The sequence below is a fragment of the Sphingopyxis sp. genome (assembly GCF_025869345.1).
Taxonomy (GTDB): Bacteria; Pseudomonadota; Alphaproteobacteria; order Sphingomonadales; family Sphingomonadaceae; genus Sphingopyxis.
In genome coordinates, this window is sequence record NZ_JAOZVW010000152.1 from 73184 (window position 1) to 98636 (window position 25453).

The following is a 25453-nucleotide window of genomic DNA, read 5'->3' on the forward strand; positions in this document are numbered from 1 at the left end:
GGAGCCGGTCCCGTAGGGCCGGCTTGCGGGAGGCCGGGCCGCGCCCAGAAGGGCGCGCCGCTCACCTCCACGACGGAGGGAGGGCCCCGAAATGACGCCGCCGCGCGGACCCGCGCGGCGACGACAGGCCGGAGCGCAGCGCCGGCCATGCGCCAGCGATCATAGCCCGAACGGGGCGGGACGCGCGCAGCGCGGCCCCGCCTTCGCTTGGCGCACCGACGGGCGCCTAGCGAAGCTGAGCGCGGTCGCGCCGCAGGCGCGAGGCGCCCGCAAGACCGCCCAGCATTTCCTCAACCATCGGGCGGCGTCCCCGGCACCCTCATCGCTTTCGCGCTTTCGCGCTTTCTCGCCGATCGACCGTTCGCGCCGGCGATTTGAGAATGTCGCGATTGGCGGTTATGCTCGCATCGACCGAAGGAAGACGGAGAGATGTCCTATGCGTCCATCGGAGCCAGCGAGCGCGGTCGCAATACGCCGCGAACGGGTGTTCGCCCTGCGCGAGGCCGGTCTGACATTCCGCGCGATTGGTGAACGTGAGGGCATCTCGCAGTCCCGCGCGTTGCAGATCCATGCCGATGCGGTCCGGCAGCGCGCCGATGCACCGCCGCCCTGGCCCGAAGCGATCACACCGGCGCTCGGGGTCGCCGCGACACCGTTCAGCCGCCGCACACGCAAGCTGCTCGCGCAGACCGATTATGCGACGCTCGGCGACATGCTGGCGTGCGACCGGACCGAGCTGACTCGCGACCTGCTATCGCGTCCCGACGGTTGCCGGCGCGTCCTGAACGAAATCGAGGCCATGCTCGCGAACGTCGACCCCAGCCAGGACGCGTCTTCAGGGACGATCGACCGCGACTCTGAGCCGCACGAACAGCGGCGATGATTCCGAACCGCGATCGTCGCGCCCGATTTCCTGCGATTTCGTGGAAAAGAAAATGGCATATTGTTGCCGAGACCTAGCGAACGCCCTGCTCGACGGCACAGCCACGGGTCCAGCCGAGCCGGTGAGGGCTGCCACATAGGCGCGTGTCTCCGGCGGTAGCGGACGGCCCTTTGTCGCAAAGGCGGCATAGCGACCCGGCCCGGCATTATAAGCGCCGAACAGCCCCGGATAGCCGAAGCGATCGTACATGAGCCGTAGATAATAGGTTCCCGCCAGTATATTGTCGCGCGGCGCATGGGGATCATACCCCAAGCCGAGCCGCGCGCGCATGTCCGCCCATGTCTCCGGCATGAGCTGCATCAATCCCATCGCCCCGGCGCGGCTGACGATCGGGCGGCCGTCCAGCGTCGTGCGCCCACCGCTCTCCGCGCGCATCACGCGCTCGATCCAGTCGACCGGGACGCCGAAGCGCGCCGACGCCTCGGCGATATAGGGCTGCCAGCGATCGAGCGATTCGGCCTTGGCGGGCACCGCCGCGAGCAGCGCGAGCGCGGCGAGCGCGATCTTCAGCGCGACCATAGGAGCCGCGCCTTGCCGACAATATCGCTGGCCTCGCTCACACCGAAATAGCGCCCGTCGAACGACGCGGGACTATCCGCCATCAGCAGGAAAAATTCACCGTCGCCGAGCAAAGCGCAGCCCGACCACCCCGGCATCGGCCGCCCGGCGCCATCGCGATCGAGGCGGCGCGCGGCGAGTCGCCCGTTGACCGTAACACGCGCGCCGGCGGCGCAGACCTTGTCTCCCGACGCGGCGGCAACACGCTTCACCAGCGGCACATTGGCGGGAAGATAGTGGCGTCGCGCCGCCAGCATCCGAAACGCGATCGGAACGCGCGCGATCACCATGTCGCCGCGCGCCAGCGCCGCACCGTCGCCGACCGCATAGAGGCCGACCGGCGCGCTGGCGCTGGCGTTCCACACCAGGCGCGGACGCGGCTCGATCAGTAGCGTCGTAGCGAGCGCGCCCGCGAGGCCGCCGAGCGCGAGGCTCCAACCGAGCAACCGCCTGGGGTGCATGCGTTCGCGCTCACCCATGGCGGCCGCCCGGTTCGGCCGTGCCGCGCGACCAGCTTTCGAGGTCGCCCGGATGATAATAGATCAAGCGGCCGTGGCGACGGAAACGCGGCCCCTCGCCGCTGGCGCGCAGCCGCTGCAATTTGCGGGCGCCGATGCCGAGATAATGGGCCGCCTGCGCGGTGTTGAGATAGGGGCGCCCCGACGGTCCCATTCGCTTTGCATCGGCCGACATCGTTTCCCGCTCCTCCCATATGGTTCGGCGGACGGGCTAACGCGACACGGCGGGTCCGCAGAGGCCCGCAATCGGTCCCCTTCATTTTCGGGCCAGGCCATCAAATCGCGCCTCAGCCGCCTTCATCCAAGATTTGTGGTGAATACTCTATAGAGTTGAGGGCCAATTGGCCTTGGTCATGGGGGCATGGAGCGCCGAGGCCGAGAGATACTTGCAGCCAATATGAAGGAGCTGCGTGACCTCCACGATATGACGCAGGAGGATCTCGCGGGCATCGCGGAAATCGACCGCAGCTATGTGAGCTTTGTCGAGCATCGAAAATATGCGGCGTCGGTCGATATGATCGAGAAGATCGCCGCGGCTTTTCAGGTCAGCATCGACGAGTTGCTCAAACCCGGCATCGCCGAGACGGTCCGAAAGCGGCTCGGTAAATAGCAGCTTCAGGGAAAGGCGCCGCTCAGCCAGTCGGCGGGCTTCGACGCTGCGGCGCGCCGAGCCGCTTCGACGAGGCGCTGGCTGCGTCGCCGCCACGGCGCGGCATTGATGCGCCAGTTGGCGATCCCCGCGGTTCCGAACAGCGCATCGGCGATGTCGCGCTGGCTGGCGCCAGCCAATAGTGCATCGTGGACGCGAAGAATCTGGCTCCAGCGGTTTGCGCGCCGCTCGGCCGGAAAGTGACTGCGCCGCCAGCGGCCATCGCGGGCAAGCGCGATCAGGCGAGCGAGCGCGACGATTGCGGGCACATCGAGCCGCGCAACATGCACGGTGAGCGCGACGGGACCGCCGCGCAGACTGCCGGAACGAATGTCGAGACGCAGCGCCCTTGCGGCGGTGCCGAACAGCCAATGCTCACCTTCGGAGCTTGCTGCCATCGCGATATCTTCCCGTACGCGCGACAGATCGAAATTGCTCTCGCCTGGCGCGCAGGGTTGCGCGGACGCGGTGAGGAGGAAGGGATCGGCCTCGGTCGTCCAGATCGGGTGGGCGGTACGGGCATCGGCCACAAAGGTCGGACGATTGCGAAGTCCGAAACGCGCCGCCGGGCCGCCAGCTTCATTTTCGATGGCAGCTTGAAAATCGGGCTGCCGCCGCAGCCATTCCCAGGCGAAGGCGTGACGGCCGCAGTCGTCGAGCCAGTCATAGGCCGCCGGGTCGCGCCAGTCGGCGACGAGCCGACCGGCGGACATGGGGTCGCCTCGCTATCCGCCCAAGAGGCCCGCGCGGGCGGCCTCCTGCTCGGCGAGATAATCGGCGATGGCTTCGGCCTGTTCGGGCCGCAGCGCGTCGATCGCGGCGAGCCCGTCTATGGCGGGATCGCCGAGCAGCACCGACGGACATTGCCCCTCGACATTGCCGAGATTGGGACGGTGCTGGGCGTAGCCGACGAGCGCCGCGAGGTCGGGATCGAAGTGCCGCGCAACCTCGGGCGGATAGACAAGATATTGATTCTCGAAGGTCCGTAGCCAGCCGAGGCAGTAGCTCACGATCACCGCGCGCCGCACCGCGTTCGACGCATTGGCGCCGGCGCCGTGGACGATCGAGCCAAGAAACAGCAGCGCCGACCCCGGATCCATCTCCGCGACGAGCGGGGCCACCGAAACGGGATCGACCCTTTCGTCGCGGTGGCTTCCGGGCCAGAGCCGCGTAGCGCCATTATCGGCGGTGAACGGGTCGATCGGCCAGATGACGTTGAGCTGATAGTCGATGCCGGTCTTGTCGCCGCCCCATAAATCCTGATCGCGGTGCGGCGCCTGCGCGAGCGCGCCGGGATGGATTTCGACCGCCTGCGTCAGGTTGAGCAGGATGCGGTCACACCATGCGCCGAGGATCGTATCGGCGATAGTGCGGATCAGCGGATTCTGAACGAGCATGGCAGCGTGGCGCGAGCGGCGCAGAAGCGCGCCGAACCGCTTGGTGCGCGCGCCATAGAAGCCGCCTTCGCAAAACGGCGTCGTCTCGAACCGTGGCGCCAACTCGGTCTCGAGGGCGACGACGGTATCGGGCGGAAGGACATCCTCGATAGTGCAATAGCCGTCGGCGAGCAGCATCGCGGCGCAGCGGGCGGGATCGTGCGTCATCATCGCTCTCCCTCAAGCCGGTTCGGCCGCGACGAACGCGGTCGTGTCGGGCACATAGATGCCGGTCGCGGCGAGCAGCGCCGGCGTGTCGGGATCGAGGTCGAGACGGAAGGCACCGATGGAACTGCCCTGATGGCTCCGCGCGGGGCCGAGCGGCGCGGCGCGCCAGCCCATCGCCAGGATGGTTTCGCGAAAGACCGCGGTGACGACGCCGGTGAGAACCCAGACTCCATTGTCGAGGGCATGATCGACCATCGCCGAAATCAGCCGGTTGCGGACAGCGCGACGCCCATCGCGCCCGAGCCGCGACGGCAGGCAGAGCCGGGTGATCTCCATGACGTGCGGGCCGCATGGGATCTCGCCATCGCAGAGGCCCGCGAAGTGATCGGCGAGCAGGTGAGGGCGGATCGTCGGCAGCAACCGCATTGACCCGGCATGTTCCCCGTTCGCGTCGGCGATGATCAGATAATGGGCGTCGCCACCGTCATATTGGTCGATTTCATATTGGCCGGCGACGACGGGAACGTCCCAGCCCAGCTGGTCGACGAATTGCTCCTTGCGGTCGCGGAACATCGAGGCGGCGAGCGGATCGGTGAGCGAACAACCGTGGCGGATATGGATCATGAACCTTTACTCCCTTGATTGTTGATTCAAGGGAGCAAACCGAACCCGCGCGCGTAAGCGTCACTAATAGGGGATTGTGTCGTCGAGGCCGATGAATCCGGCGCGCTGCGCGGCGCGTGCGAGTTCCACGCGGCTGCACACCCCGAACATTTGGCGCAGGTCGCGCATGTAGGAACGGACGGTCGTGATCTTGAGACCCATGATGATCGCAATTTGCGCGTCGGTCCTGCCAATGACAGCCCAGTGCAAACATTCGAGGAGACGCGCGCTGACATGCGGAACCTCGGTTGCCTCGATCGGCACGGGATAGCCGTGCAGCCGCCGAGCTGCGTAAAACGCCTCGTCGGCGATCCATGCCGCTGCGCGGCAGAACGACGGGGGCGGCAGTTCGCTCGCATCGGTCGCGAAGGTGCAGCAGCCGGCGGGCTCTCCGGGAACCGAGACGGGAACGGTGAGGCCGACGCGAAGGCCGTGACGGCCGGCTTCGCTCAGGATGCGGGCCGGCATGGGGCCGGGCGGCATCTCCTCGCGCATCTCGGTCCAGGTGAAGGGGCGGTGGGTCCGCTGCGAAGTCAGCAGCGCAGGATCATGGCGATAATATCCCCGCGCCACGAAGATATCGCCCCATTCGTCGAAATTGTGGAGGAAGAGGAGATTCTGTCTGGGCCGAACGAACCATTGGGCATGGACAATCGCGGCGCGGTTGAATCCCAGTTCGCGAACGGCATCGAGCGTGGGACCGAAGATGGCGGGGCCGTTTTGAGCGGCGCGCACCCGCATCCGGTGCTGTTCGATCAGCCGGTCGAGCGACATGGCAGAGGGTCGCGATCGTCTCGGACATGCCGACCGATGGCGCTGAATATATTCCACAAAATGAAGCGGATCGGTGGTTCAGCCGATCGGTTCGGGATCGCCCCTAGCGCGCCCATCCTTCATGCGCGGGCGGCGGAATCGCCGCACCGCGCCGCTCGGCTGCAAGCCCGCTATGGGAAGCGTACGCCAATATCATCGCGCGCGCGTCCAGATTTTCGTTCGGCAGAAGATGGCCGCCTTGCAACCCTTCACCTCCAGCTTGTCGTCAGCGCGCAGGGTCAGACTGCCCGTTGCTGCGCCATCGCCCGTTTCGGGATCGTAGAGCGGGCCGCCCTTCCATTGGTGCGGGCCGCCCCTGAACCCCTGCAACACGACCAGTCCCTTCAATCGGCGGGATCGCAGCGCGGGATCGGGGTTCTTCCCGTCGCGTTGATCGGGATTGGCACGCAGGGGAGCGGCGTCGACAATCTTCCCGCATAGTGAGGGACCGCAACGGTAAATCTCGACGCGCCCCTGTTGGCTTCCGGTTGACCATAGGCCGGTGATGGCGTCGCTCACCTGCGAAGCCGCGGCCGTTCCCCCTCCCGAGACGACCGCAAAGAATAGTGTGATGGATATGGCTTCCCGCATGATGCCAATCACCGCGGCAGGGGGGTGATGAGCGGCGGGGTGAGCGATGCGAGGGCACGCTTCGCCAGCGCACGGTCGTCGTGTTGCCACGGATGAAAGCCGGGGCGGAGATAGTCGAGGATGCCGCGCGCGAGCAATCGCATCGGGCCGGGATAATCGTAGAGCCACGCCAGCAGCCGCCGCCACGTCGCACGATCGTTGCACCCGTCCTGCTGCAGCAGGTCGCGGGTATTGCGGAAGACGACCCAATGAAAGCGCACCGCCGCGCTCAGCATGGCAAGCGAGCGTAGCGACCAGCTCATCCAGCGCGGCGTGGAGCGGGTCGCGTGAAGCCAGGTGTCATACGCGACCGCCTTATGCTCGATCTCCTCGATGGCGTGCCAGCGCCACATGCGCTGCGCCTCGATGTCGGCGCCGGCGAGGTGCGCCGGATCGGAGAGGACGGCGTTCGCCAGTAATGCAGTGAAATGTTCGAGCGCGCAGGTCGCGGCGAGTTGCATGAGCGGCAAGCGCCGTTTCGCCCAGGCGATCGTCCGAGCGGCGCGGTCCTCGGCTGAGGCCAGGTCGTAACCGGCATCGCGCGCCTGCCGGTTGAAGAAGATATGCTCGCGCGAGTGGGTCGATTCCTGGAAAATGAAATCGTCGATCTGCTCGCGAAGCGGTTCGGGCGCGCCGTCGCGGTAATGACGCACGGCCGACATGAAGAATTTCTCGCCGACCGGGAAGGTCGAGGACAGGGCATTGTAGAAAGCGGTGCGACCAGCATCCCCGCCGTGCCACCAGCGGCGCGGCTGCATATCGCGGCCGAATTTCCAGTTGCGCTTTTCGATGACGAGGCCGGCCGGGGTTTGCGTCGTGTCGGTCATCATCATCTCCTTTCCGCGATAAGGGGAAATGGGCAGTCGCACGGCGCCGGGGAAGGAACCGGGCGACGGCCAGTTTCTCTCCGGGAGAGAGTGCGAGTGAGAGCATCGCGTCGAAAGTCAGGTCCAAAAAGCCGGGCCGATGCTTGCCCGGGAGCAAGCTTGGCATCGGCCCGAGTTGGTTCCCCAGTGGAGAGGACTTAGAATTTCTTCGCGATGCTGAACCCGATGATGCGCGGATCGAGGGTGAAGACGTTGGTCGTCAACCCCGTGTCGTCCGAGTTCAGGAAGGCGTCGGTGATCGGCGACTTGTTGAAGACATTCTTCACGTAGGCCTCGAACGTCAGGTTCTCGGGGCCATCGACGCGGAGCGACAGGTTGAAGTTGGTCCAGTCGCGCAGCCGATCGTAGGGCGCATAATTATAGACGCGCGCCCAGCTCTTGCCCTGCCAATAGGCATCTCCGCGCAGCGTGACATCCCAATCGTCGGACACTGACCATGTGTTCTGGATGCCGAAATTGGCTGTCCAGTGCGGGGCGTTGGGCAATTCATTGCCGCCCAGATCCGCGCGGATTCCGGCCCCGCCGTTGATTTCCGGATAGTTCATTGGATTGTATCGCGTCCCGCCAAACTTCGGGTCCGGCACCCGGGAACCAGCGAACGCCTCGGTCAAGCCCTTGAGGCCACCACACATGCCCCAATAGCCTTGGAGGCCGGAGTTCAAATTCGCCCAGGATTCAACAACATGAGTCGGAACGACGCAATTGGACGGTAGCTGCATCCACGGTTTTACCAGCGTGTAATTCGGATCGCCCTGCGTGCGGTTCATAATGTCGATCGACGTTTCGCCGTTAGCAATTCGCGTGTTCAAATAACCCATATTGAAGTTGATTTTCAGGTTTGAGGTGGGTGCGAACACGGATTCTAGTTCTAGGCCCCAGGTTTCGGCGTCAAAATTCTCATTCACCGCCGTCCGGTCGCGGATCTGCGATACCTGATAGTCCTTATAATCATAATAAAAGCCCGTCAGATTGAGCGACAACTTGCCGTTCATCAGGCTGTTCTTCATTCCGATTTCAAAGGCGTTTACGAACTCGGGCTCAAACGTCGGACCATATTCGACTGCTGTCAGTTGCAGCACAGGCAGGGTGTCGAAAAAATTTGTATATATATCGACAGTCGCCTCGGGGATGCCCGCATCAAGCATATCCTGCCGGGTTTCTGCCGCCGTCGCGAACCTCGGCTGCGGCGGATTGGCGCCACCCGCCTTATAGCCCCGCGAGTAGAAGCCGTACAATAAGGTTTCGTCGGTAAAACCGAGATTCGGCTTCCAATCAAGACCGAACCGCCCGGTGAACTCACCCCATTTCTGCCGGATCGGCGCCTCTTCGGGATAGCCCTTAGATACCAGACCGCCAGACGTTAGCGACCGGCCCTGCAAAGTCTGGGACGGTATAATGCGGAGGGTTTTTCGATCCTGCGTATAACGTAGGCCGGCCGTCAGTTTCAAATTATCGCGGATATTCCAATAGGCCTCTCCGAACAATGCCTTGGATTGCAATTTGTACGGATTGCTGGATCGAAAATAATTATGCCCTTCGCCGTTGATGCTTTCCACCGGATTGGGGTCAACATAGGGGCACTCCGCTAGTGGATCGTCGATAGGAACGCCAGAAGCCGAACCAAAATAGGCTGCGGCATAACAAATACTGGGATCCCAAGTCGCTCCAACCGCTGTAGGGTTAGAATAAAATGGCGGACTCCACGACATTGCCGTCAACAAATTGAACATGACGTAATATTCATTTAATGTCCTGAATTTTGTATAATTTCCTCCTAAGCTAAAGTTAAATGGGCCTTCAAAGGAAGATTGAATCCTAAACTCTTGATTAAATTGCTTAGAATTAGATGAACTTATATCGAATCCAGCAATTGTATCAGAACAACCAATCTGCGGATCGCAAAAAATACCGCCTGGAGCGAGCTTGGCAAATCTGCTGGGCCCAGATCCGCTCACTAGTGCGGATGTATCATTGAACGCAGGAAGGCTATTGAAGCGGTTATAGTCCTGAAACGAATAGCTTTTGTCATTATTGAAGACCGTTTGCGAGGTGAATGTCAGCGACGGCGTGATGTCATATTCCAAATTGATTTCAAAAAGATCGGCCCCCGCTCGATAAACGGGATCGCGAACCGAGGCGATCTCGCGCAGATTTCGCGACTGCATCATCCCACCATAGGGATCGGTCGGTTTGAGCAAACTCTGGAAGCCGGGGACGCCTGGCAGGGAACCAATTCCAGTCACAAGGTCCTTCAAAGCGATGGTTCCAAGGATGAAGCTGTACGACAAACCGTTCGGCGTACCGAAGGCTGCATCGTCATAAAGGCTCCCCGGCTTACAGCCCTGCCCAAACAGCGCCCTCCTCAGCTCGACGCCTGTAAAAACGTTCACATTGTCGGCAAGATCGACCGAACCGACATGCGTCGGCCCATCGTCGCGGTGGCAAAGCTGCTTGCCCGTGCGCGAGCGATTGTCGTCCTCACTGAAACGCTCCCACACGAAATTCGCGCGAAAATTGTCCGATGGCTCGAACCGCGCGCTGACCCGCCCGGACCATAGATCGCGTCCGTTGACCCGGTTCTTGGTGATGCTGTTGTAATCGAAGCCATCGCGGGCGGTCATCGATCCGGCCAGCCTTAACGCCAGCACATCATCGATCAGCGGGACGTTGAGCGTCGCGCTCATCCGCCGGGTATCGTAATTACCGACCTCGCCCTTGATCGAGCCTTCGAACACGCCGAGCTTGGGACGCCGTGAAATGATATTGATGACGCCACTGGTAGCGTTACGCCCATAAAGCGTGCCCTGCGGTCCGCGCAGCACCTCCACCCGTTCGACGTCGAGATATTCCTGCTCGAACAGGCGATTGTGGATCAACGTGCTGTTGTTGAACGCGACCGCCACGCCGGGGTCGGTCGTCGCCGACACCGCCTTGGTGCCCACACCGCGGATCGAGAAATTATAGCTGGTGAAATTGCCTTTGGAGAAAGTGACGTTGGGGATCGCCTTCAGCAGGTCGAAACCGCCCTCGATCTTCTGTTCCTGTAGCGCCTGTTCGTTGAAGGCCGAAATGGCGATCGGCACGTCCTGCGCCGATTCCACCCGCTTTTGTGCGGTGACGACGATTTCGTTGGCCGTATAGCCAGCGTTATTCGCTTGGTCGTCCTGCGCGACCGCCGCGCGCTCGATGACGAACGCCCCCTGCGCGGTGCGCCGCGCGGTCAGGCCACTGCCGCGCAAGGCGGCGTCGAGCGCCTGGTCGGCCGTCAGCACGCCGCGAACGGCGGGCGCCTTGTGGCCGCGCACGTCGGCGGGCTGAAACACCACCTCGCTGCCGGTCTGCCGACCGATCTGCGTCAGCGTGTTTGCGAGGGACTGCGCCGGAATGTCGAGCTGCTTCGCCTCGGCCGATTGGGCCTGCGCCGGACTGGCCGCGACGACCGCGATGGACGCCACTCCCAAGAACATCGCCGCCTTGAACGAAACAGCGGTGCGTGCTGCGAATTTCATGCTTGCCTCCCCCATGTAATGGTTCCGCGCCGCTTGACGGCGTCGAACATCAGAACGTGGTTCGCGCAAAAACCCTTCACCCGAATTGCCAAAAAGCGGGGTGCATGACACCAAAAAGCAGCGGTGACGTAGCGTCAAACTTGCTGAAAAAAAAATTTGCGAAGCCCCGAACGAAGGGGCGAAGGCCTTGCGGCGTCGATGCTAGTCTAGCGGCCTTCGGCGCTCAATTCGACGCGGCCGTCGGAAAGGTCGCGCTGGCGGACGGGCAACAGTTCGCCGACGATCGCGGCGAAGCGTTCGGGATTGCCGGTGCGGAACACGCCGCTGACGCGCAGATTGCCGGCGGCTGGTCCCTGCACGACGATCTGCTTGCCCGAATAGCGGTTCATTTCAGCAACCGCATCGGCGAGCGACGTGTCGCTGAACTCGACAAAACCATCGCGCCAGCGAAGGGCCTGAGCGACGTCCACCTTGGCCAGCACGGGCTTGATGCCCTCGGCTGCGACCAGCGTTTGGCCGGGAGTGAGGACGGTCGGCACCATGACGGCCGAACTATCGGCGGATTGGTCATCGGGCTCATCGACGACCACTTTGCCTTCGACCAGCGTGACCTGCATGCGGTTGGCGTCCAGCCGGACCTCGAACACGGTGCCGAGCGCCGTGACCTGGTTCGTGCCGGCCTGAACGACGAAGGGTCGGTGCGGGTCTTTGGCGACCTCGAAAAGCGCCTGTCCCCGCAGCAAGCGGACCAGCCGGCGTTCGGCGACATAGCCGACGCGGATCGCGCTGTCGGTGTTGAGGGTGACGGACGTTCCGTCGGCGAGGCGAACGGTGCGGCGCTCGCCCTTGGCGGTGGCAAACTCGCCCGCGTCGGGTGCTTTGGGCGCGGCGGCGGTTGGCGCGGACTGGGCGGCGAGCTGGGGCGCGTCGGCCTGCGGCCCGAATGACAGCAGGCCGGTGCCGAGCGCCACGGCGGCGAGTAGCGAGGCGGCGAGCCCGACGCCAACGCCAGCCCATAAGCCGCGACGCGGCTTCGGCCGAATGGCGAGCGCGGACGCGCGCATGGCGTCCATTACCGGATCGCTTGGCGGATTTTCGTAAAGATTCCACGCTGCTTCGGCGCGCTCATAGGCGGCCACATTCGCGGGAGATTCGACTTTCCATTCGTCGAAAGCGCATTGATCCGCGGCGCTGAGCGGACCGTCCTCGACGCGCACGATCCACGCGGCGGCGGCTTCATCCGGCGTCATGCCGCGAACAGACAGAGGGCGGGGCGTGTTCATGGGCTGCGGTCAATCCTTCGGGTCGGATTTGGCGGCAAGCGATGCCTTAAGGCGGTCTTTGACCAGAAACCGGAATAGCAGGTTGTCGAATGGGCGCTGCGCGTCCTTCACGAGTTCAAATTCCTTGGCATTATCGGGGTGTTCCGCTTTCCATGACTCAAACGCTTCCATCTGATCGGCACCGACCGGATCGTCGGCCAGTTCGATGCGGATATACCAGAGGGTGGCGGCATCGTTGCGCGCCTTCTTTTCCCGCTCCGTCGCTGAATCGCGGGTCACTGTTCACTGCCGCTTCGTTGCATGACGTGCCAAACGGCAACCCGCATGTGCCGCTCTACCGAGGTCACGGAAATTCCCATACGCGCGGCCACATCCTTCACCTTCATCCCTTCCACGCGTCTGAGCAGGAATATCGCCCGCGTCTCTTCCGGCAATTCGAGCAGCATCGCAGACGTAAATTCGAGTTGCTGCCGGTATATAAGAACGTGCTCCGGCGAAAAATCCTCCTCGCCATGTCGATTTTGATCGAATGGTTCGTAAAGATGCGCGCGGCGGGTAATCTTCTTTCGCAGATGGTCTGTCAGAACGCTGCTTGCCGTCTCGAACACATAGGCGCTGATGTTGGCGCGCTCCAGTTCGGACGCATTGCCGCGCTTGATCAGGCGGACGAACACGTCCTGAACCATATCCTCCAGGTCGCAAAAGTCGCTCGTCCGGCGTCCGAAATAGGTCAGCAGCGAGCGCCGAAACTTGCGGTCGAGGCGTTCCAGAACGGCCTTGTCCTGCTCGCTATACTCGATTCGTTGATGCCGTCTCACCATGTCCCTCACCCTCGCGCGCGAGGATGATTCACAATCCGGACGGGTGCAAGATAGGTTGTGATGGCGTCGTGGAGAGCGGGGCCGGCCAATACCACAGTCGACAAAAGGCCAGCGTTTCAGATGTTTCGAGCCTCGGCGGGGGCGATTTGGCGGGACTTTGACCCAAGCCGGGGGTTGAGTTATGATAGCAGCATCGAACACGCCGGTCTGGTGCGTTCAAGTTCCCTGACAGACCAGCTTTCTGCGGCGCACTGTCGTTGAAATTCAGGGCGTAGGTCTTGCGAAAGGCATAGGGTCATGGGACAGAGAAGCGAAGATTTCGACATCAGCCTCTCCTGCGATTGTGGTTTCGAGGAAGTCGTTCGGGTCGTCACGCCGCTTGCGGGGCCGGTCCGGCGAACCTGCCCGAAGTGCGGTTCCGCCCAGCTTCACGCCCGCGACCTGTTTTTGGAATCGCGAGATGTGATCGGGCAGGTCGATGATCTGGTGAGGAGCGCGATCGGAAGTTTCAGCCCCCTTAGCGTTCCCATGCCATCCGCGACCGAACCGTCCAAATCCGGGCCGCCTGATCGACCTAAGCTTGGCGACAGGCGACCCTGATTTCGGCGCTGGGACTCTGGGTCGTCACCCATCATATCGTTGGCGTAGCGGTGCGGCGATGATCGCACCGCCTGCCGCCTATGCCGCTTGGAGCGTATCGGGAAGCGGAGATCCGTCCCCCGGGGTGCGAATCAGAGCATCTCGACGGTGATTGGCGAGCGCGCCTTTGCGGCCTTTACCAATTTACGATCGAAGGTCAGAAAGGCGTTGCATTGCTGCGACTTGGCCAGATGAAGCGCATCGGCAAAGTCCATACCCTCGACCATCCAAGTCAACGCTTGTGCGATCGCCATGGGTTCCTCCAGTGTGATCCCCGGCAAGCCGGCCAGGCCACGCAATCCCTTTGCGATCTGATCGACAGTAAATTCGTAGCCGCTTCGCAGCACCCATTCGCTTTCGAGCAACACGGTTGTCGGGATAAAAATTTCCCCGGCGCTTACAGCGGCGCGGGCGGCTTGAGATTGCTTGTGATCATCCGCCGTAAGAAATCGGACAATGATGTTCGTATCAATCGCGCGCACGGCGTTTCGCTTCACGTGCCACCGCTGCGTTCATGTCTTCGACCGATAGCGCAGAGCCGCTATGTTGCAGAGAGCCAAACACCGCATCGATGTCAGTTTCAGGAAATAGGGGGACCGGTTTCAGGAGAACGCCCTCAGGCGTGTCCTCAACCGACAACCGCGTTCCGGCAGGCCAATGGCGCATGTCACGAATAGCCTTTGGCAGGATGACCTGCCCTTTCGTAGAAATAACGGTCGTTAGCCGTTCAAACACGCCCATATCGGCCTCCAGTAAGATTAAGGTAAGATAGCAATTTAGGCGGGCCGGAACAAGGGCTGCATGGCATTCCTACCTATCAAATCTGACGGCAAGATCAGCCGCTTTGAATTTGCGAGATATTTAGAGCAGAGAATTTGCCTCCAATTCCAACACATTAGACTGTCCTGGCGCCAGTGTAGTCGCAGCTTCCCTTCGGCTCGTGGAAATTGATGTGCGACAGATCAGCGTCTCGTTTTGCATCGCGGAACAGCTTGTCGAAATTCCCCGTCTGCACCGGCCCCCTTGGCTCGTGATGCCGCCTGCGCGCGCACCGGAAAGCGGAAATTCGTCGAAACCGGCTGCGGCACCCGCCGCCGCGAACACTCGCCGGTCGCCTTCGACGGGCGCTGGACCAGCGCCACCGGAGAGGGGAGGGTGGTCACGAGCATATCGGCCCAAATCTGTGCCAACTCCCGACGTCGCGGCATGTAAGCTGACCGGTTGTAGGCGCTTTCGACCTTGCCCGGCGGAACATGGGCGAGCATCAAGTCGATGATCTGCCGGTCGCCCGCATTGCCCTCGCGGTTCGCCCATTCGTTCATAATCGTCGAAAAGGCAGCCCGGAACCCGTGTGGCACATGATGGCCGTGGTAACCCGCGCGGTTGAGCAGATAGCCGATGGCGTTCTCGCTCATGGGCTTGTGCGGGTGCCGGTTGTTCGGAAAAAGCAGGGGGCAAGCGCCTGTCAGCGGCCATAGTGCGCGCAGGATGGCAACGGCTTGATACGACAGCGACACAAGATGATCGCCGCCTTCTTCATGCTTGCGGTCAAAGTCGCCCTTCATGCGCGCGGCGGGAATCCGCCAAAGTGGCTCATCGCCATCCAAGTCCTCGAACTCGTCCCAGCGCGCGCCGCGCAACTCTCCGGGACGCACGGCGGTCAGGGCGAGGAAACGCATGGCGAGGCGCGTCACCGGGCGGGCATAATCCTCTTCGACCTTGCCGATCATCTCGCGCAGCTTTTCAAGGTCGGTGATCGCCGGTTGCCGACCCTTGCGGAGCGGCTTCAACACGGCGGCCAGCTTCTCGGCGGGGTCGGACGTCGCGACGCCTTCCGCGATGGCATAGACATAGACAGCGGAAATGCGCTGCCGGACACGTTTCGCAATTTCAATCGACCCGCGCGCTTCGATCGCGCGCAACACCTTGAGGACCACCGGCGGAGTCAGGTCCGTGATCGGATATTTGCCGATGGCGGGAAAGACGTCGCGCTCAAGGCTGCGAATCACGTCATGGGCATGAGCGACGGCCCATTGCGCCTTGAACGCCTCATGCCATTCCTTTGCGACCAGCTCGAACGTGCGTTCGGCCGCCTTGCGATTCGCTTCGATGGTCAGCTTCTTTACGATGGCGGGGTCTTTGCCTTCATCGAGGATCGCGCGGGCCTCATTGCGCTTCGCCCGTGCCTGAATAAGGCTGACCATCGGATAGATGCCGAAGTTCATGCTCTTCTGTATTCCGGCATAGGCATAGTTCCAGCGCCAGAGTTTTCCTCCGCTCGGCTTGACGAGAAGATAGAGGCTGTGGCTGTCCGTCAATTTGTAAGCCTTATCGCGCGGCTTGGCATTCCGTAGTTTTGCGTCGTTCAGCATTGATTTTCTCCGAGGCCATGTTTTTCACGCACCGGAGCCACGTTTTATGCCCAAGCCAAAGGCGGAGGCGTGCGAACGCGACCGAACCGGGTCTGGGTCGAAAGCGATGGTTTTATGGGAAGAAAATCAATCCTAGCGGACCAATAAGAACCTCTGCGGAAGAGGCTCTGGAGGAGAGTGAGGGATTCGAACCCTCGGTACCGTTGCCGGCACTTCGCATTTCGAGTGCGACGCTTTCGACCACTCAGCCAACTCTCCTCGCTGAGAGGAGTGCCCCCTAGCGGCGGCTCGCGCGTCTTGCAAGCCTCTCGTCACATTTTCGCCGCGCGCGAGCGTTGCCGCGTCGAAAAAGCCCAAAGGCGCTTGGCAGCATCGGCGCGCGGCTGCTAGCCGATGGAAAAACATCGGGGAGAAACGACGCGTGCCGCTGACCGGAATAAGGGTGCTCGACTTCGGCCGCTATATCGCCGGCCCCTATTGCGCCGCGCTGCTCGCCGATTACGGCGCCGACGTCATCCGCATCGAGGCGCCGGGCGGCAACGACGACCGCTTCACCGTGCCGGTCGCCGCGGACGGATCGGGCGCGATGTTCCTGCAGATGAACCGCGCCAAGCGCTGCCTGACGCTGAAGCCCGGCAGCCCCGAGGGGCGCGAGATCGTCCGCCGCCTCGTCGAAACCGCCGACGTCGTCGTCGCGAACCTGCCGCACGATGCGCTCGTCAGGCTGGGGCTCGATCATGACAGCCTGTCGGCGATCAACCCGCGCATCATCCTCGCGACCGCCTCGGCCTTCGGCAGCGAGGGTCCGCTTGCGAAGAATGTCGGGTTCGACGCGGTCGGTCAGGCGATGTCGGGGGCGGTGCACCTGACCGGGACGCCCGGCCAGCCCTATCGCGCGCAGGTCAATTATGTCGATTTCGGCACCGCGCTGCACACCGCGTTCGGCGTCATGGTCGCGCTGAGTGAGCGCGAGACGACGGGGAAGGGGCAATGCGTGTCGGGGTCGCTGCTGGGCACCGCGCTCGCGATGACCAATGCGCTCACCATCGATCATGCGCTGAACGGGATCGAGCGCCAGCCGATCGGCAACCGCAGCTACAGCTCGGCGCCGACCGACCTGTTCCGCACGCGCGACGGCTGGATCGTCACGCAGATCGTCGGCGGCGGCATCTTCGCGCGCTGGGCGGACCTGGTCGGCCGCCCCGAACTCGTCGACGATCCGCGCTACGCCAGCGACATATTGCGCGGCGACAATGGCGAGGAATTGAGCGTCATCATGCAGCAGTGGTGCATCGGCCGGACGAGCGCCGAGGCGATCGCCGAACTCGCCGCCGCGCGCGTCCCCGCCGCGCCGGTCCTGCGTCCCCACGAAGCGTTGGCGCAGCCGCAGATCGCCGCGATGGGGCTTGTCGAGCCGGTCGCCTATCCGGGCGCGGCGGCGGACGTGCCGCTGATCCGCGCCCCGATCCGCCTGTCGGCCAGCGCCAGGCCCGCGCCCACACGCGCGCCGCAGCTTGGCGAGCATAGCGACGCGATCCTCGCCGAACTCGGCTACGATGCCGAAGCGATTTCGGCTTTGCGGGCGCAAAATATTATTTGAGCCGCCGGTGCTGGACGGCGCTGCCCCACCGCATTAGATACCGGTCAGTATAAAATCTAGCACAGGAGCTCCCGATGACCGATCAAGCCGAATATGTGCCGCCGAAGATCTGGACCTGGGACAAGGAAAGCGGCGGGCGCTTCGCCAACATCAACCGCCCCGTCGCCGGCCCGACGCACGACAAGGAACTGCCGGTCGGCCAGCATCCCCTTCAGCTCTATTCGCTCGGCACACCCAACGGGGTGAAGGTCACGGTGATGCTCGAGGAACTGCTCGCGGCGGGGCATAGCGGCGCCGAATATGACGCGTGGCTGATCAACATCGGCGAGGGCGACCAGTTTTCGAGCGGCTTCGTTGGCGCCAATCCGAACAGCAAGATTCCCGCGCTCGTCGACCGCAGCGGCGAAACGCCGATCCGCGTCTTCGAATCGGGCGCGATCCTGATCCATCTCGCCGAGAAATTCGGCGCCTTCCTCCCCAGCGATCCCGCGAAGCGCGCCGAGACGCTGTCGTGGCTGATGTGGCAGATGGGCAGCGCGCCCTTCCTCGGCGGCGGCTTCGGTCATTTCTATGCCTATGCGCCGACGAAGCAGGAATATCCGATCAACCGCTATGCGATGGAGGTGAAGCGCCAGCTCGACGTGCTCGACCGCCAGCTCGCGGCAAACGAATATATCGCGGGGGTCGACTATACGATCGCCGACATGGCGATCTGGCCCTGGTACGGTGCGCTCGCCAAAGGCCTCGTCTATGAGGCGGGCGAGTTTTTGCAAGTGCAGGACTATCGCAACGTCCAGCGCTGGACCGACCAACTCGCGGCGCGTCCCGCGGTCAGGCGCGGGCGGATGGTCAACCGCGTGATGGGCGACCCCGCGAGCCAGCTTCGCGAACGCCACGACGCTTCCGATTTCGACCTGCGCACCCAGGATAAGCTGGAGGCGCAGCCGCCCGCCGAATGACGGATTTTCCGCGCACCGCCCGCCGCGGCCGTTAACGGCCCGGCAGGAGGCGCGGAATTGCGGGCGTTGCGAGCCGCGCACTTGCCGTAAAATCCGCAAAATCGGCGCGCCGCCGTCTCGACCCGGCCTTCATCGCCCGGCACCATGCTGGGCGGATGATGGCTCCCGATCCCTTGCCGCGGTCCACCCGCTCGCTTCGCGCCCGTCTGGTGCGAAGCGAGCGGGCGGCCGCGATGGTCGAGATGGCGCTGGTGCTGCCGCTCTTCCTCGCGCTCCTCATGGGCATATTGGTCTACGGCCAATATTTTCTGCTCGCGCACAGCGTCCAGCAGGCGGCGAACGATGGCGCCCGCGCCGCGATCGTCGGGCTCGACGCCGCCGACCGCAGCGCGATCGCGATCCGCGCCGTCGATCGCAGTATGAAAGCAATAGGGGGCTTCACCCCCGCCACGCGCAGCGTCGCGGTCAGCGAGACCAGCGACGCGGTGACGGTCGCCGTCACTTATGCTGTCCCCGCCACCAGCCTCATCCGCTCTTCCTTCGTCCCGTCGCCGGGCAATACCATCCGTGCCCGCGCGACCTTCGAGCTTCCGGTGGACTGACCCATGGCGCTGCTCCGCATTTTCCTGAAAGACCGGCGCGCCGGGATCAGCATCGCCTCGGCCTTTGCGCTCGCGATGCTGATCGGCGCGGCCGCGCTCGCGGTCGATTTCGGCTCCTTCACCCTCGACCGCCGCAAGCTGCAAGGGATCGCCGACGCTGCCGCGCTCGCGGCCGCCGGACGGCCGGGCGATGAACGCGCGGCGGCCGAGCGGATCATCGCCGCCAACTGCAATTGCACCATCGCCATCGCATCGCTGACGACGGGCACCTATCAGCCCGACCCCGCCGTTCCGGCCGAACAGCGCTTTACCGCGGGGGGCAGCGCGCCGAATGCAGTGCGCATCGTGTTGACGCGCGACCGGCCGATGATCTTCGGCCGCTTCGTGACCGGCCGCGACGAAACGGTCATCGGGGCGTCGGCAACGGCGGCGCGGCGGGGCTATGCCGCCTTTTCGCTCGGCTCGCGCGTCGCGGCGCTGCACGGCGGGGTGCCGAATGCGCTGCTGTCGGCGCTGACCGGCGGGCACGTCGATCTGTCGGTGATGGACTATAATGCCCTGGCGGATGCCGACGTCGATCTGCTCGCTTTCTCCGAAGCGCTGCGCACCGAACTCGGCGCCAATGTGCTGACCTTCGGCCAGACGCTCGACACGCAGGCGACGCTGCCGCAGGTGCTGTCGGCGCTCGCGGCGGCGAGCAACGGGCAGGCCGCCACGGCGCTCAGCGCGCTCGCGACCAAGGCGGTGCCGAAAACCCTCTTCCCCTCGCGGGCGGTGAGCCTCGGCCCGCGGTCGTCGAGCATCCGCATCGACGAAGCGAACCCGGTCAAGGTCAACGCGCTCAGCCTGCTGCGCTCGATGCTGCTGCTCGCCAATGCGAACCGCCAGGTCGATCTGTCGGTCGCCAGCAATCTGCCCGGCGGATCGGGCGTCGATATCGCCTTGCTCATCGGCGAACCGCCCGCTGACTCGCCGCTGATCGCGATCACCGACACGCAGCAGGTCGTCGTGCGCACCGCCCAGGTGCGGCTGAAGATGGTGACCAAGGTCGCGCTGCCGCTCGCGAGCGTCGAGATTCCGGTCTACGCCGAACTGGGATCGGCGTCGGCGCGGATCACCGACATCGATTGCTTCGCCGGGGACGGCGACGCGGTGACGCTGGGCATCACGACCTCGCCCGCGAAGCTCGCCATTGGGTTGGTCGCCGACAGCGATTTCCAGAATATGCAGCGCCCGCTCGACCCCGCGCCGGTCAAGCTCGTCAAGCTGCCGCTCGCCAACGTCGAGGGGAAGGCAGAACTGGTGCTTTCCGATCTCAACGAAAAGCCCGCGCGCTTCACCCGCGGCGAAATCGACGACGGCACGGTCAAGACCGTCGAAAGCAGCGGGCTCATCGCCGGCGCGGCCGAGTCGCTCGCCGACCGCATCGACCTCAAGGTCAATGTCCTGGGTCTGGGGCTCGGCCTCAACGCGCTGTCGGGCGTGGTGGGCGAGGCGCTGGGCCTCGCGGCGCCGGTGCTCGACGGGGTGCTGGAGGGGCTGACCGAAACGCTCGGCGTCCATCTCGGCGAGGCCGACGCGCGCGTGAACGCGCTGCGCTGCGGCCGGGCGAAGCTCGTCTGACCCCATATCGGCGCCGATCCGGACCCGCTTGCCCGCCATGGGGCGCTTCCTCCGCCCATAAGGAGGCAAGGGGCTTCGAGGGGAGGCGAAGGTGGCAAGGACCGGAGAAACGCAGCGCGTATCGGCGGCGGATTTCATTCGCGGGTTCGGCAACTGGCGATTGCAGGCGTCGCGGCGGCCGGTGGTCGTCACCCATCACGGCAAGGATGCTCATGTGCTGATCTCGCTCGACGATTACCGCCGGCTCGGCGATGCGGGTCCGCCTTCGTCGGCGCTGCGGGACTCGCTCGCCGATCTGGTCGAATCGATCCGTGACGCGGTGATCCTCATCGACCGCGAGCGCCGGATCGCGGCGGTCAATCCGTCGGCGTCGGACATGCTCGAAACCGCGGCGGCGGAGCTGATCGGCCGTCTGCTGACCGACGCAGTGCCCGCGCTCGGCACTCATCTGCTGCTCGCCCACATCAACCGGCTGCTCGACCATCGCGAGCGGTTCGCGGGCGACGTGCCCGGACTGCTGCGGCCGCGCCAATGGCTGCGCGTCGAACTGGTGCCGCTGCCGGTCGGCGGCGCGATCCTGCTGCGCGACATCAGCGCCGCGATGAACGAGCAGGGGGCGGACGATGCGCGGCGCGCATTTGTCGATGCCGTCGAGGCGCATGGCGCCATCGGCTGCGCTTCGATTTCTGTCCGCGAGGCGGTCGAAGACGCGAACGCGGCGCTGACCGCGATGGTCGGCGTCGATCCCGCCGCGATCCGCCGCGTGCGCTTTTCGGCGCTGATCGCGATGGGCGAGCGCGCGGCCTTCCTCGATGCCCTCGAAACCCTGTTCCGCACAGGCGCCCCCGCGCGCCTGATCTCCGCGCTGGTGACGCGCGAAGGCGCGGCGCTGCCGGTCACGCTCGCGATGGCCGAGCGGCGCGGCGCCTATGCCAGCGAGGGTGCAGTGGTGATCGTGTCCAAGGCATGATTTTCATTGAAAAACTGTGTGCTCCCGCGAAGGCGGGAGCCCATCTCCTGCCAGCACTAGTTTGAACCGACCGGAGATGGGTCCCCGCCTTCGCGGGGACACGCATATATTTTACTCAAAGTTGATCACCCTCTAAAACCAGTTGCCGCGCGTGATCGTCTTACTTCCGACGGGGAGTGAATAGCTGTCGCCGTCCTCGCCGATGATCAGCGGCCCGTCGAATTTGCGCTTCGCGCCGTCGAGAAACGCCGCGTCGAGATAGCGCCCCGGATAGGGCGGCACGATGTGGGTCAGCACCAGCATCTTCACCCGCGCCGCTTCGGCGCTTTCGGCCGCCTGCGCCGGGCTGGCGTGATAATCGAGGATGTCGTGCATGATCTGCGCCGTCTGCGGCCGCCCGGCTGCCTTCAGCCGCGCCGCGAGCATCGTCACCATTTCGGGCTGCAACGCTTCGTGGATCAGCAGGTCGGCGCCCTTGGCGACGGCTTCGACCATCGGCGATTTCGCGGTGTCGCCGCTGATCACGACGCTGCGCCCCTTGTAATCGAAACGATAGCCGACCGCGGGCTGGACCGGGCGATGATCGACCGGGAAGGCCGTGACCTTGAGCCCGTCGGCTTCATAGACGACCACCGGCCCCGTCGGCACCGCGAACAGCATGGCCGTCGCGCCTGCGGCGGCGGGCGGCGTGATCACCGGGCCATGGTGCGCGGTGCGATAGCCGTTATCGGCGGCATAGGCCGCGTCGAAACCGCCGACGACCGCCTCAACCCCGGTCGGGCCATAGACGGGGAGGGGGCTTTTGTTGCCGCTGCCCGTCCAGCGCAGCAGCATCATCGGACCCAGGCCGTCGATATGGTCCGAATGATAATGGGTCAGGAACAGCGCACGGATCTTGCCGTTGGGCAGGCCCATCAGCGCGATGTTGCGCGCGCCGCCTTCGCCGGCATCGACGACGACCATCGCCTTGCCCGCGATCACCACGGTGCAGGCGCCCGCGCGGTCGCGGTTGGGCAGCGGCGACCCGGTGCCGCACAGTCCGACATGCAAGCCGTCGGGCAGCTTCGCCAGATTGTCGCGCCCCGCCTGGCTGTCGAGCCCGCGCTGATAGAGCCACAGGCCGATCGGCCGCTGGAACAGCATCGCCGCGCCCCCCGCGACGGCCAGCAGCAGCAAGAGCGCCGTCAGCGCCCGCAAGCTCTTTTTCATCATCCCCTCCCGCCCGATTTTCTCGTAGCGCGCCGCTGGACAAGCCGCGCCGCAGGGCGCAGTCTTTCACAAAGCGTTGCGGCCTGCAACTTACCTTTACGTAAACGTGAGCGCCTCTTATAAGGGCGCCATGACCCAATGGGAGAATCGATAATGGACATGGAGTTCAGCCCCGAAGACCTCGCCTTCCAGAAGGAAGTGCGCGAGTTCATCGCCGAAAATTACCCCGCCGAACTGCGCGGCAAGCAGGATGAGGGCGACGAGCTCAGCAAGGAGGATTTCCTCTCTTGGCACAAGATCCTCTACAAAAAGGGATGGGTCGCGCCCGCCTGGCCGGTCGAATATGGCGGCACCGGCTGGACGCCGACGCAGCGCTTCATCTGGTCGGAGGAGACCGCGCGCGCCGACTGCGTCCGCCTGATGCCCTTCGGCCTCGCGATGGTCGGCCCGGTCATCTACACCTTCGGCACTCCCGAACAGAAAGCGCGCTTCCTGCCGCGCATCCTGTCGGGCGAGGATTGGTGGTGTCAGGGCTATTCGGAACCCGGTTCGGGCTCCGACCTCGCCAGCTTGCGCACCGCGGCGGTGCGGGACGGCGACGAATATGTCGTCAACGGGCAAAAGACCTGGACCACGATGGCACAATATGCCGACTGGGGCTTCTTCCTCGTCCGCACCGACAAGGATGCGAAGCAGCAGGAAGGCATCAGCTTCCTCCTCATCGACATGAAGTCGCCCGGCATCACCGTGCGCCCGATCATCACGCTGGGCGGCGAGCATGAAGTGAATGAGGTGTTCCTCGAGGACGTCCGCGTTTCCGTCGACCAGCGCGTCTATGAGGAGAATAAGGGCTGGACCTGCGCCAAGTTCCTCCTCGCGCACGAACGCACCGGCATTGCTGGCGTCGCGGCGTCGAAGCGCGGAGTCGAGAAGGTGAAGGCGATCGCGCGCACCGAACTCGACGGCGACAAGCCGCTGCTTGCGAACCCCTTCTTCAAGCGCAAGATGGCCGAGCTCGAAATCGACCTGACCGCGCTCGAATTTACCGAGCTGCGCAGCCTTGCGGGCGCCAACGCGGGCAAGGGGCCGGGGCCCGAATCGAGCCTGCTCAAGATCAAGGGCTCCGAAATCCAGCAGCGCCTGACCGAACTGACGCTGGAGGCGGTCGGCCATTATGGCGCGCCCTATTTCCGCGGCTTCGGGGACGGCGACAACGAGCATCCGATCGGCCCTGATTACGCCCATCGCGCCGCGCCGACCTATTTCAACGTCCGCAAGACGACGATCTATGGCGGGTCGAACGAAATTCAGCGCAACATCATCGCGAAGATGGTCTTGGGATTGTGACAGCGTCGTCCCCGCGAAGGCGGGGACCGCAATCGGCCTGACTCAGCGCCGCAATGACAACCTACAGCGGCCCCCGCCTTCGCGGGGGCGACGGGGATAGTAAAATGGATTTCACCTACACCGAAACGCAGGATATGATCCGCGACACGCTGTCGCGCTTTCTGGCCGACACCTATGATTTCGAAACGCGCCAGAAGTTCATCAATGGTGATCTGGGCCGCGATCCCGCCATCTGGACCGCGCTCGCGCAGGAACTGGGGATGCTCGGCGCGGCGTTCAGCGAAGAGCAGGGCGGCCTTGGCGGCGGCGCGCTCGAAAATGCGATCATCATGGAAGAATTGGGCAAGGTCATCGCGATCGAGCCCTATCTGCCGACCGTCGTCATCGCGGGCGGCGCGCTCAAGGCTGTCGGCGGCGCGCAGGCCGATGCGATGATCCCCGAAATCATCGCGGGCAACGCGATCGTCGCTTTCGCCTATGCCGAGCCGCAGGGCCGCTACGACCTTGCCAACCTCCGCACCACCGCGAAGAAGGATGGCGCGGGCTATGTGCTGAACGGCCACAAGGGCGTCGTCTATGCCGCGCCGTGGGCGACGCATCTGCTCGTCACCGCGCGCACCGGCGGCGGCCAGCGCGACACGGACGGCGTGTCGCTGTTCCTGATCGACGCCAATCTTCCCGGCATCGTCCGCCGCGACTATCCGACCGTCGACGGCAACCGCGCGTCCGAAATCTATTTCGAGAATGTCGCGGTCCCCGGCGACGCGCTGCTCGGCGGCGAGGGGACGGGCCTGCCGCTGATCGAGCAGATCGTCGACGAAGCGACCGTCTCGGTCTGTGCCGAGGCGACCGGCGTGATGCAGAAGCTGCACGAAGGCACGCTCGAATATACGCAGCAGCGCAAGCAGTTCGGCGTGCCGATCGCCAAGTTCCAGGTGCTCCAGCACCGCATGGTCGACATGTTCATGGAGGTCGAGCAGGCGCGCTCGATGACGATCATGGGGACGCTGAAGCTGGGCCTGCCCGCAAGCGAGCGCATGGCGGCGGTGTCGGCCGCCAAGAGCAAGGTCGCGCGCGGCGCCAAATTCGTCGGCCAGAACGCGATCCAGACCCACGGCGGCATCGGCATCACGCAGGAGCTGGCGATCGGCCATTATTTCAAGCGCGCGACGATGATCGAGGGCCAGTTCGGCAGCGCCGACCATCACCTGGGCCGCTACGAGCGCATCGCGCTGGCGGATTGACCCCGTAAAC

The 25453-nt window shown here is 64.2% G+C and carries 26 protein-coding genes and 1 tRNA gene; 9 read left to right on the forward strand and 18 right to left on the reverse strand.

Annotated elements, in window-relative coordinates; genetic code table 11:
• The first annotated feature begins 91 nt into the window (after positions 1–91).
• Positions 92–883, forward strand: a complete 792-nt coding sequence (locus tag OJI97_RS17225) for a hypothetical protein (RefSeq protein ID WP_297665528.1) — start codon at positions 92–94, stop codon at positions 881–883.
• Here OJI97_RS17225 and OJI97_RS17230 read toward each other — a convergent pair.
• From OJI97_RS17230 to OJI97_RS17240, 3 genes are read right to left on the reverse strand one after another with little or no spacing between them, the layout of a single operon-like run.
• The gene (locus OJI97_RS17230; RefSeq protein WP_297665530.1) at positions 836–1462 is read right to left on the reverse strand and encodes a lytic transglycosylase domain-containing protein; all 627 of its coding nucleotides are present in this window, start codon (positions 1460–1462) and stop codon (positions 836–838) included. The two genes, OJI97_RS17225 and OJI97_RS17230, sit on opposite strands and share 48 nt — an antisense overlap.
• Complete coding sequence (locus tag OJI97_RS17235; RefSeq protein WP_297665532.1) at positions 1450–1980, reverse strand: S26 family signal peptidase; 531 nt, start codon at positions 1978–1980, stop codon at positions 1450–1452. The genes OJI97_RS17230 and OJI97_RS17235 overlap by 13 nt, the downstream gene beginning before the upstream one ends.
• Complete coding sequence (locus OJI97_RS17240) at positions 1973–2194, reverse strand: helix-turn-helix domain-containing protein (protein WP_297665534.1); 222 nt, start codon at positions 2192–2194, stop codon at positions 1973–1975. Before OJI97_RS17240 ends, OJI97_RS17235 begins: the two co-directional genes overlap by 8 nt.
• Positions 2195–2416: 222 nt before the next feature.
• Between OJI97_RS17240 and OJI97_RS17245 the strand changes: the two genes are divergently transcribed.
• Positions 2417–2629 (forward strand): helix-turn-helix transcriptional regulator, encoded by a 213-nt coding sequence (locus OJI97_RS17245; protein WP_297665536.1) that lies wholly within the window; start codon positions 2417–2419, stop codon positions 2627–2629.
• 5 nt (positions 2630–2634) lie between these two features.
• On the opposite strand, the gene OJI97_RS17250 is transcribed toward OJI97_RS17245, so the two are convergent.
• The 14 genes from OJI97_RS17250 to OJI97_RS17315 form a co-directional block, all read right to left on the reverse strand.
• The gene (locus OJI97_RS17250) at positions 2635–3381 is read right to left on the reverse strand and encodes a DUF2285 domain-containing protein (RefSeq protein WP_297665538.1); all 747 of its coding nucleotides are present in this window, start codon (positions 3379–3381) and stop codon (positions 2635–2637) included.
• 12 nt (positions 3382–3393) lie between these two features.
• On the reverse strand, positions 3394–4275 hold the full coding sequence (locus OJI97_RS17255; protein ID WP_297665540.1) for a phytanoyl-CoA dioxygenase family protein: 882 nt from the start codon (positions 4273–4275) through the stop codon (positions 3394–3396).
• 9 nt (positions 4276–4284) lie between these two features.
• A complete protein-coding gene (locus OJI97_RS17260; protein WP_297665542.1) occupies positions 4285–4896 on the reverse strand; it encodes an acyl-homoserine-lactone synthase in 612 nt (203 codons plus the stop codon).
• A gap of 63 nt (positions 4897–4959) precedes the next feature.
• Positions 4960–5709 (reverse strand): LuxR family transcriptional regulator, encoded by a 750-nt coding sequence (locus tag OJI97_RS17265; RefSeq protein WP_297665543.1) that lies wholly within the window; start codon positions 5707–5709, stop codon positions 4960–4962.
• A 192-nt stretch (positions 5710–5901) separates the two neighbouring features.
• Positions 5902–6267 carry a DUF2147 domain-containing protein gene (locus tag OJI97_RS17270; RefSeq protein ID WP_297665544.1) on the reverse strand — a complete coding sequence of 122 codons (366 nt, stop codon included), beginning with the start codon at positions 6265–6267 and terminating at the stop codon, positions 5902–5904.
• A gap of 80 nt (positions 6268–6347) precedes the next feature.
• Positions 6348–7205 (reverse strand): metal-dependent hydrolase, encoded by an 858-nt coding sequence (locus OJI97_RS17275; RefSeq protein ID WP_297665546.1) that lies wholly within the window; start codon positions 7203–7205, stop codon positions 6348–6350.
• 197 nt (positions 7206–7402) lie between these two features.
• Positions 7403–10774: a TonB-dependent receptor gene (locus OJI97_RS17280; RefSeq protein WP_297665549.1), complete on the reverse strand. Its 3372-nt coding sequence runs from the start codon at positions 10772–10774 to the stop codon at positions 7403–7405.
• 206 nt (positions 10775–10980) lie between these two features.
• Complete coding sequence (locus OJI97_RS17285) at positions 10981–12024, reverse strand: FecR family protein (protein WP_297665550.1); 1044 nt, start codon at positions 12022–12024, stop codon at positions 10981–10983.
• Positions 12025–12066: 42 nt separating this feature from the next.
• A complete protein-coding gene (locus OJI97_RS17290; RefSeq protein WP_297665551.1) occupies positions 12067–12336 on the reverse strand; it encodes a DUF4880 domain-containing protein in 270 nt (89 codons plus the stop codon).
• Positions 12333–12878, reverse strand: coding sequence for an RNA polymerase sigma factor (locus OJI97_RS17295; protein WP_297665552.1), 546 nt, complete (start codon positions 12876–12878; stop codon positions 12333–12335). Before OJI97_RS17295 ends, OJI97_RS17290 begins: the two co-directional genes overlap by 4 nt.
• A gap of 731 nt (positions 12879–13609) precedes the next feature.
• Positions 13610–13999 (reverse strand): type II toxin-antitoxin system VapC family toxin, encoded by a 390-nt coding sequence (locus OJI97_RS17300; RefSeq protein WP_297665553.1) that lies wholly within the window; start codon positions 13997–13999, stop codon positions 13610–13612.
• Entirely contained in the window at positions 13986–14258 is a 273-nt protein-coding gene (locus OJI97_RS17305; RefSeq protein ID WP_297665555.1) for an AbrB/MazE/SpoVT family DNA-binding domain-containing protein, read from the reverse strand. Before OJI97_RS17305 ends, OJI97_RS17300 begins: the two co-directional genes overlap by 14 nt.
• A 221-nt stretch (positions 14259–14479) precedes the next feature.
• A complete protein-coding gene (locus OJI97_RS17310; protein ID WP_297665557.1) occupies positions 14480–15889 on the reverse strand; it encodes an integrase arm-type DNA-binding domain-containing protein in 1410 nt (469 codons plus the stop codon).
• A 168-nt stretch (positions 15890–16057) separates the two neighbouring features.
• Positions 16058–16147 (reverse strand) — tRNA-Ser (locus tag OJI97_RS17315).
• Between the two features lie 163 nt (positions 16148–16310).
• On the opposite strand from OJI97_RS17315, the gene OJI97_RS17320 reads away from it, so the two are divergent.
• The 5 genes from OJI97_RS17320 (at position 16311) to OJI97_RS17340 (ending at position 21643) form a co-directional block, all read left to right on the forward strand.
• Complete coding sequence (locus OJI97_RS17320; protein ID WP_297665559.1) at positions 16311–17489, forward strand: CoA transferase; 1179 nt, start codon at positions 16311–16313, stop codon at positions 17487–17489.
• Between the two features lie 74 nt (positions 17490–17563).
• Positions 17564–18448, forward strand: coding sequence for a glutathione-dependent disulfide-bond oxidoreductase (gene yghU, locus OJI97_RS17325; RefSeq protein WP_297665560.1), 885 nt, complete (start codon positions 17564–17566; stop codon positions 18446–18448).
• Between the two features lie 209 nt (positions 18449–18657).
• On the forward strand, positions 18658–19050 hold the full coding sequence (locus OJI97_RS17330; protein WP_297665561.1) for a TadE/TadG family type IV pilus assembly protein: 393 nt from the start codon (positions 18658–18660) through the stop codon (positions 19048–19050).
• 3 nt (positions 19051–19053) lie between these two features.
• A complete protein-coding gene (locus OJI97_RS17335; RefSeq protein ID WP_297665562.1) occupies positions 19054–20673 on the forward strand; it encodes a TadG family pilus assembly protein in 1620 nt (539 codons plus the stop codon).
• 91 nt (positions 20674–20764) lie between these two features.
• Positions 20765–21643: a PAS domain-containing protein gene (locus OJI97_RS17340; protein ID WP_297665564.1), complete on the forward strand. Its 879-nt coding sequence runs from the start codon at positions 20765–20767 to the stop codon at positions 21641–21643.
• Between the two features lie 132 nt (positions 21644–21775).
• Here OJI97_RS17340 and OJI97_RS17345 read toward each other — a convergent pair whose 3' ends face one another.
• Positions 21776–22852, reverse strand: a complete 1077-nt coding sequence (locus OJI97_RS17345; RefSeq protein WP_297665566.1) for an MBL fold metallo-hydrolase — start codon at positions 22850–22852, stop codon at positions 21776–21778.
• Positions 22853–23005: 153 nt separating this feature from the next.
• Here OJI97_RS17345 and OJI97_RS17350 point away from each other — a divergent pair, with 153 nt between their 5' ends.
• Together OJI97_RS17350 and OJI97_RS17355 are read left to right on the forward strand one after the other, a co-directional pair.
• A complete protein-coding gene (locus OJI97_RS17350; RefSeq protein ID WP_297665568.1) occupies positions 23006–24199 on the forward strand; it encodes an acyl-CoA dehydrogenase family protein in 1194 nt (397 codons plus the stop codon).
• A 104-nt stretch (positions 24200–24303) separates the two neighbouring features.
• The gene (locus tag OJI97_RS17355; RefSeq protein WP_297665569.1) at positions 24304–25443 is read left to right on the forward strand and encodes an acyl-CoA dehydrogenase family protein; all 1140 of its coding nucleotides are present in this window, start codon (positions 24304–24306) and stop codon (positions 25441–25443) included.
• The last annotated feature ends 10 nt before the right edge of the window (positions 25444–25453 follow it).

What these genes read in the sequence shown, in the direction of transcription:
- OJI97_RS17225 (WP_297665528.1), top strand. Translation starts at nt 92, where the DNA reads ATGACGCCGCCGCGCGGACCCGCGCGGCGACGACAGGCCGGAGCGCAG.
- OJI97_RS17230 (WP_297665530.1), bottom strand. Translation starts at nt 1,462, where the DNA reads ATGGTCGCGCTGAAGATCGCGCTCGCCGCGCTCGCGCTGCTCGCGGCG.
- OJI97_RS17235 (WP_297665532.1), bottom strand. Translation starts at nt 1,980, where the DNA reads ATGGGTGAGCGCGAACGCATGCACCCCAGGCGGTTGCTCGGTTGGAGC.
- OJI97_RS17240 (WP_297665534.1), bottom strand. Translation starts at nt 2,194, where the DNA reads ATGTCGGCCGATGCAAAGCGAATGGGACCGTCGGGGCGCCCCTATCTC.
- OJI97_RS17245 (WP_297665536.1), top strand. Translation starts at nt 2,417, where the DNA reads ATGAAGGAGCTGCGTGACCTCCACGATATGACGCAGGAGGATCTCGCG.
- OJI97_RS17250 (WP_297665538.1), bottom strand. Translation starts at nt 3,381, where the DNA reads ATGTCCGCCGGTCGGCTCGTCGCCGACTGGCGCGACCCGGCGGCCTAT.
- OJI97_RS17255 (WP_297665540.1), bottom strand. Translation starts at nt 4,275, where the DNA reads ATGATGACGCACGATCCCGCCCGCTGCGCCGCGATGCTGCTCGCCGAC.
- OJI97_RS17260 (WP_297665542.1), bottom strand. Translation starts at nt 4,896, where the DNA reads ATGATCCATATCCGCCACGGTTGTTCGCTCACCGATCCGCTCGCCGCC.
- OJI97_RS17265 (WP_297665543.1), bottom strand. Translation starts at nt 5,709, where the DNA reads ATGTCGCTCGACCGGCTGATCGAACAGCACCGGATGCGGGTGCGCGCC.
- OJI97_RS17275 (WP_297665546.1), bottom strand. Translation starts at nt 7,205, where the DNA reads ATGACCGACACGACGCAAACCCCGGCCGGCCTCGTCATCGAAAAGCGC.
- OJI97_RS17280 (WP_297665549.1), bottom strand. Translation starts at nt 10,774, where the DNA reads ATGAAATTCGCAGCACGCACCGCTGTTTCGTTCAAGGCGGCGATGTTC.
- OJI97_RS17285 (WP_297665550.1), bottom strand. Translation starts at nt 12,024, where the DNA reads ATGACGCCGGATGAAGCCGCCGCCGCGTGGATCGTGCGCGTCGAGGAC.
- OJI97_RS17295 (WP_297665552.1), bottom strand. Translation starts at nt 12,878, where the DNA reads ATGGTGAGACGGCATCAACGAATCGAGTATAGCGAGCAGGACAAGGCC.
- OJI97_RS17305 (WP_297665555.1), bottom strand. Translation starts at nt 14,258, where the DNA reads ATGGGCGTGTTTGAACGGCTAACGACCGTTATTTCTACGAAAGGGCAG.
- OJI97_RS17310 (WP_297665557.1), bottom strand. Translation starts at nt 15,889, where the DNA reads ATGCTGAACGACGCAAAACTACGGAATGCCAAGCCGCGCGATAAGGCT.
- yghU (WP_297665560.1), top strand. Translation starts at nt 17,564, where the DNA reads ATGACCGATCAAGCCGAATATGTGCCGCCGAAGATCTGGACCTGGGAC.
- OJI97_RS17335 (WP_297665562.1), top strand. Translation starts at nt 19,054, where the DNA reads ATGGCGCTGCTCCGCATTTTCCTGAAAGACCGGCGCGCCGGGATCAGC.
- OJI97_RS17345 (WP_297665566.1), bottom strand. Translation starts at nt 22,852, where the DNA reads ATGAAAAAGAGCTTGCGGGCGCTGACGGCGCTCTTGCTGCTGCTGGCC.
- OJI97_RS17350 (WP_297665568.1), top strand. Translation starts at nt 23,006, where the DNA reads ATGGACATGGAGTTCAGCCCCGAAGACCTCGCCTTCCAGAAGGAAGTG.
- OJI97_RS17355 (WP_297665569.1), top strand. Translation starts at nt 24,304, where the DNA reads ATGGATTTCACCTACACCGAAACGCAGGATATGATCCGCGACACGCTG.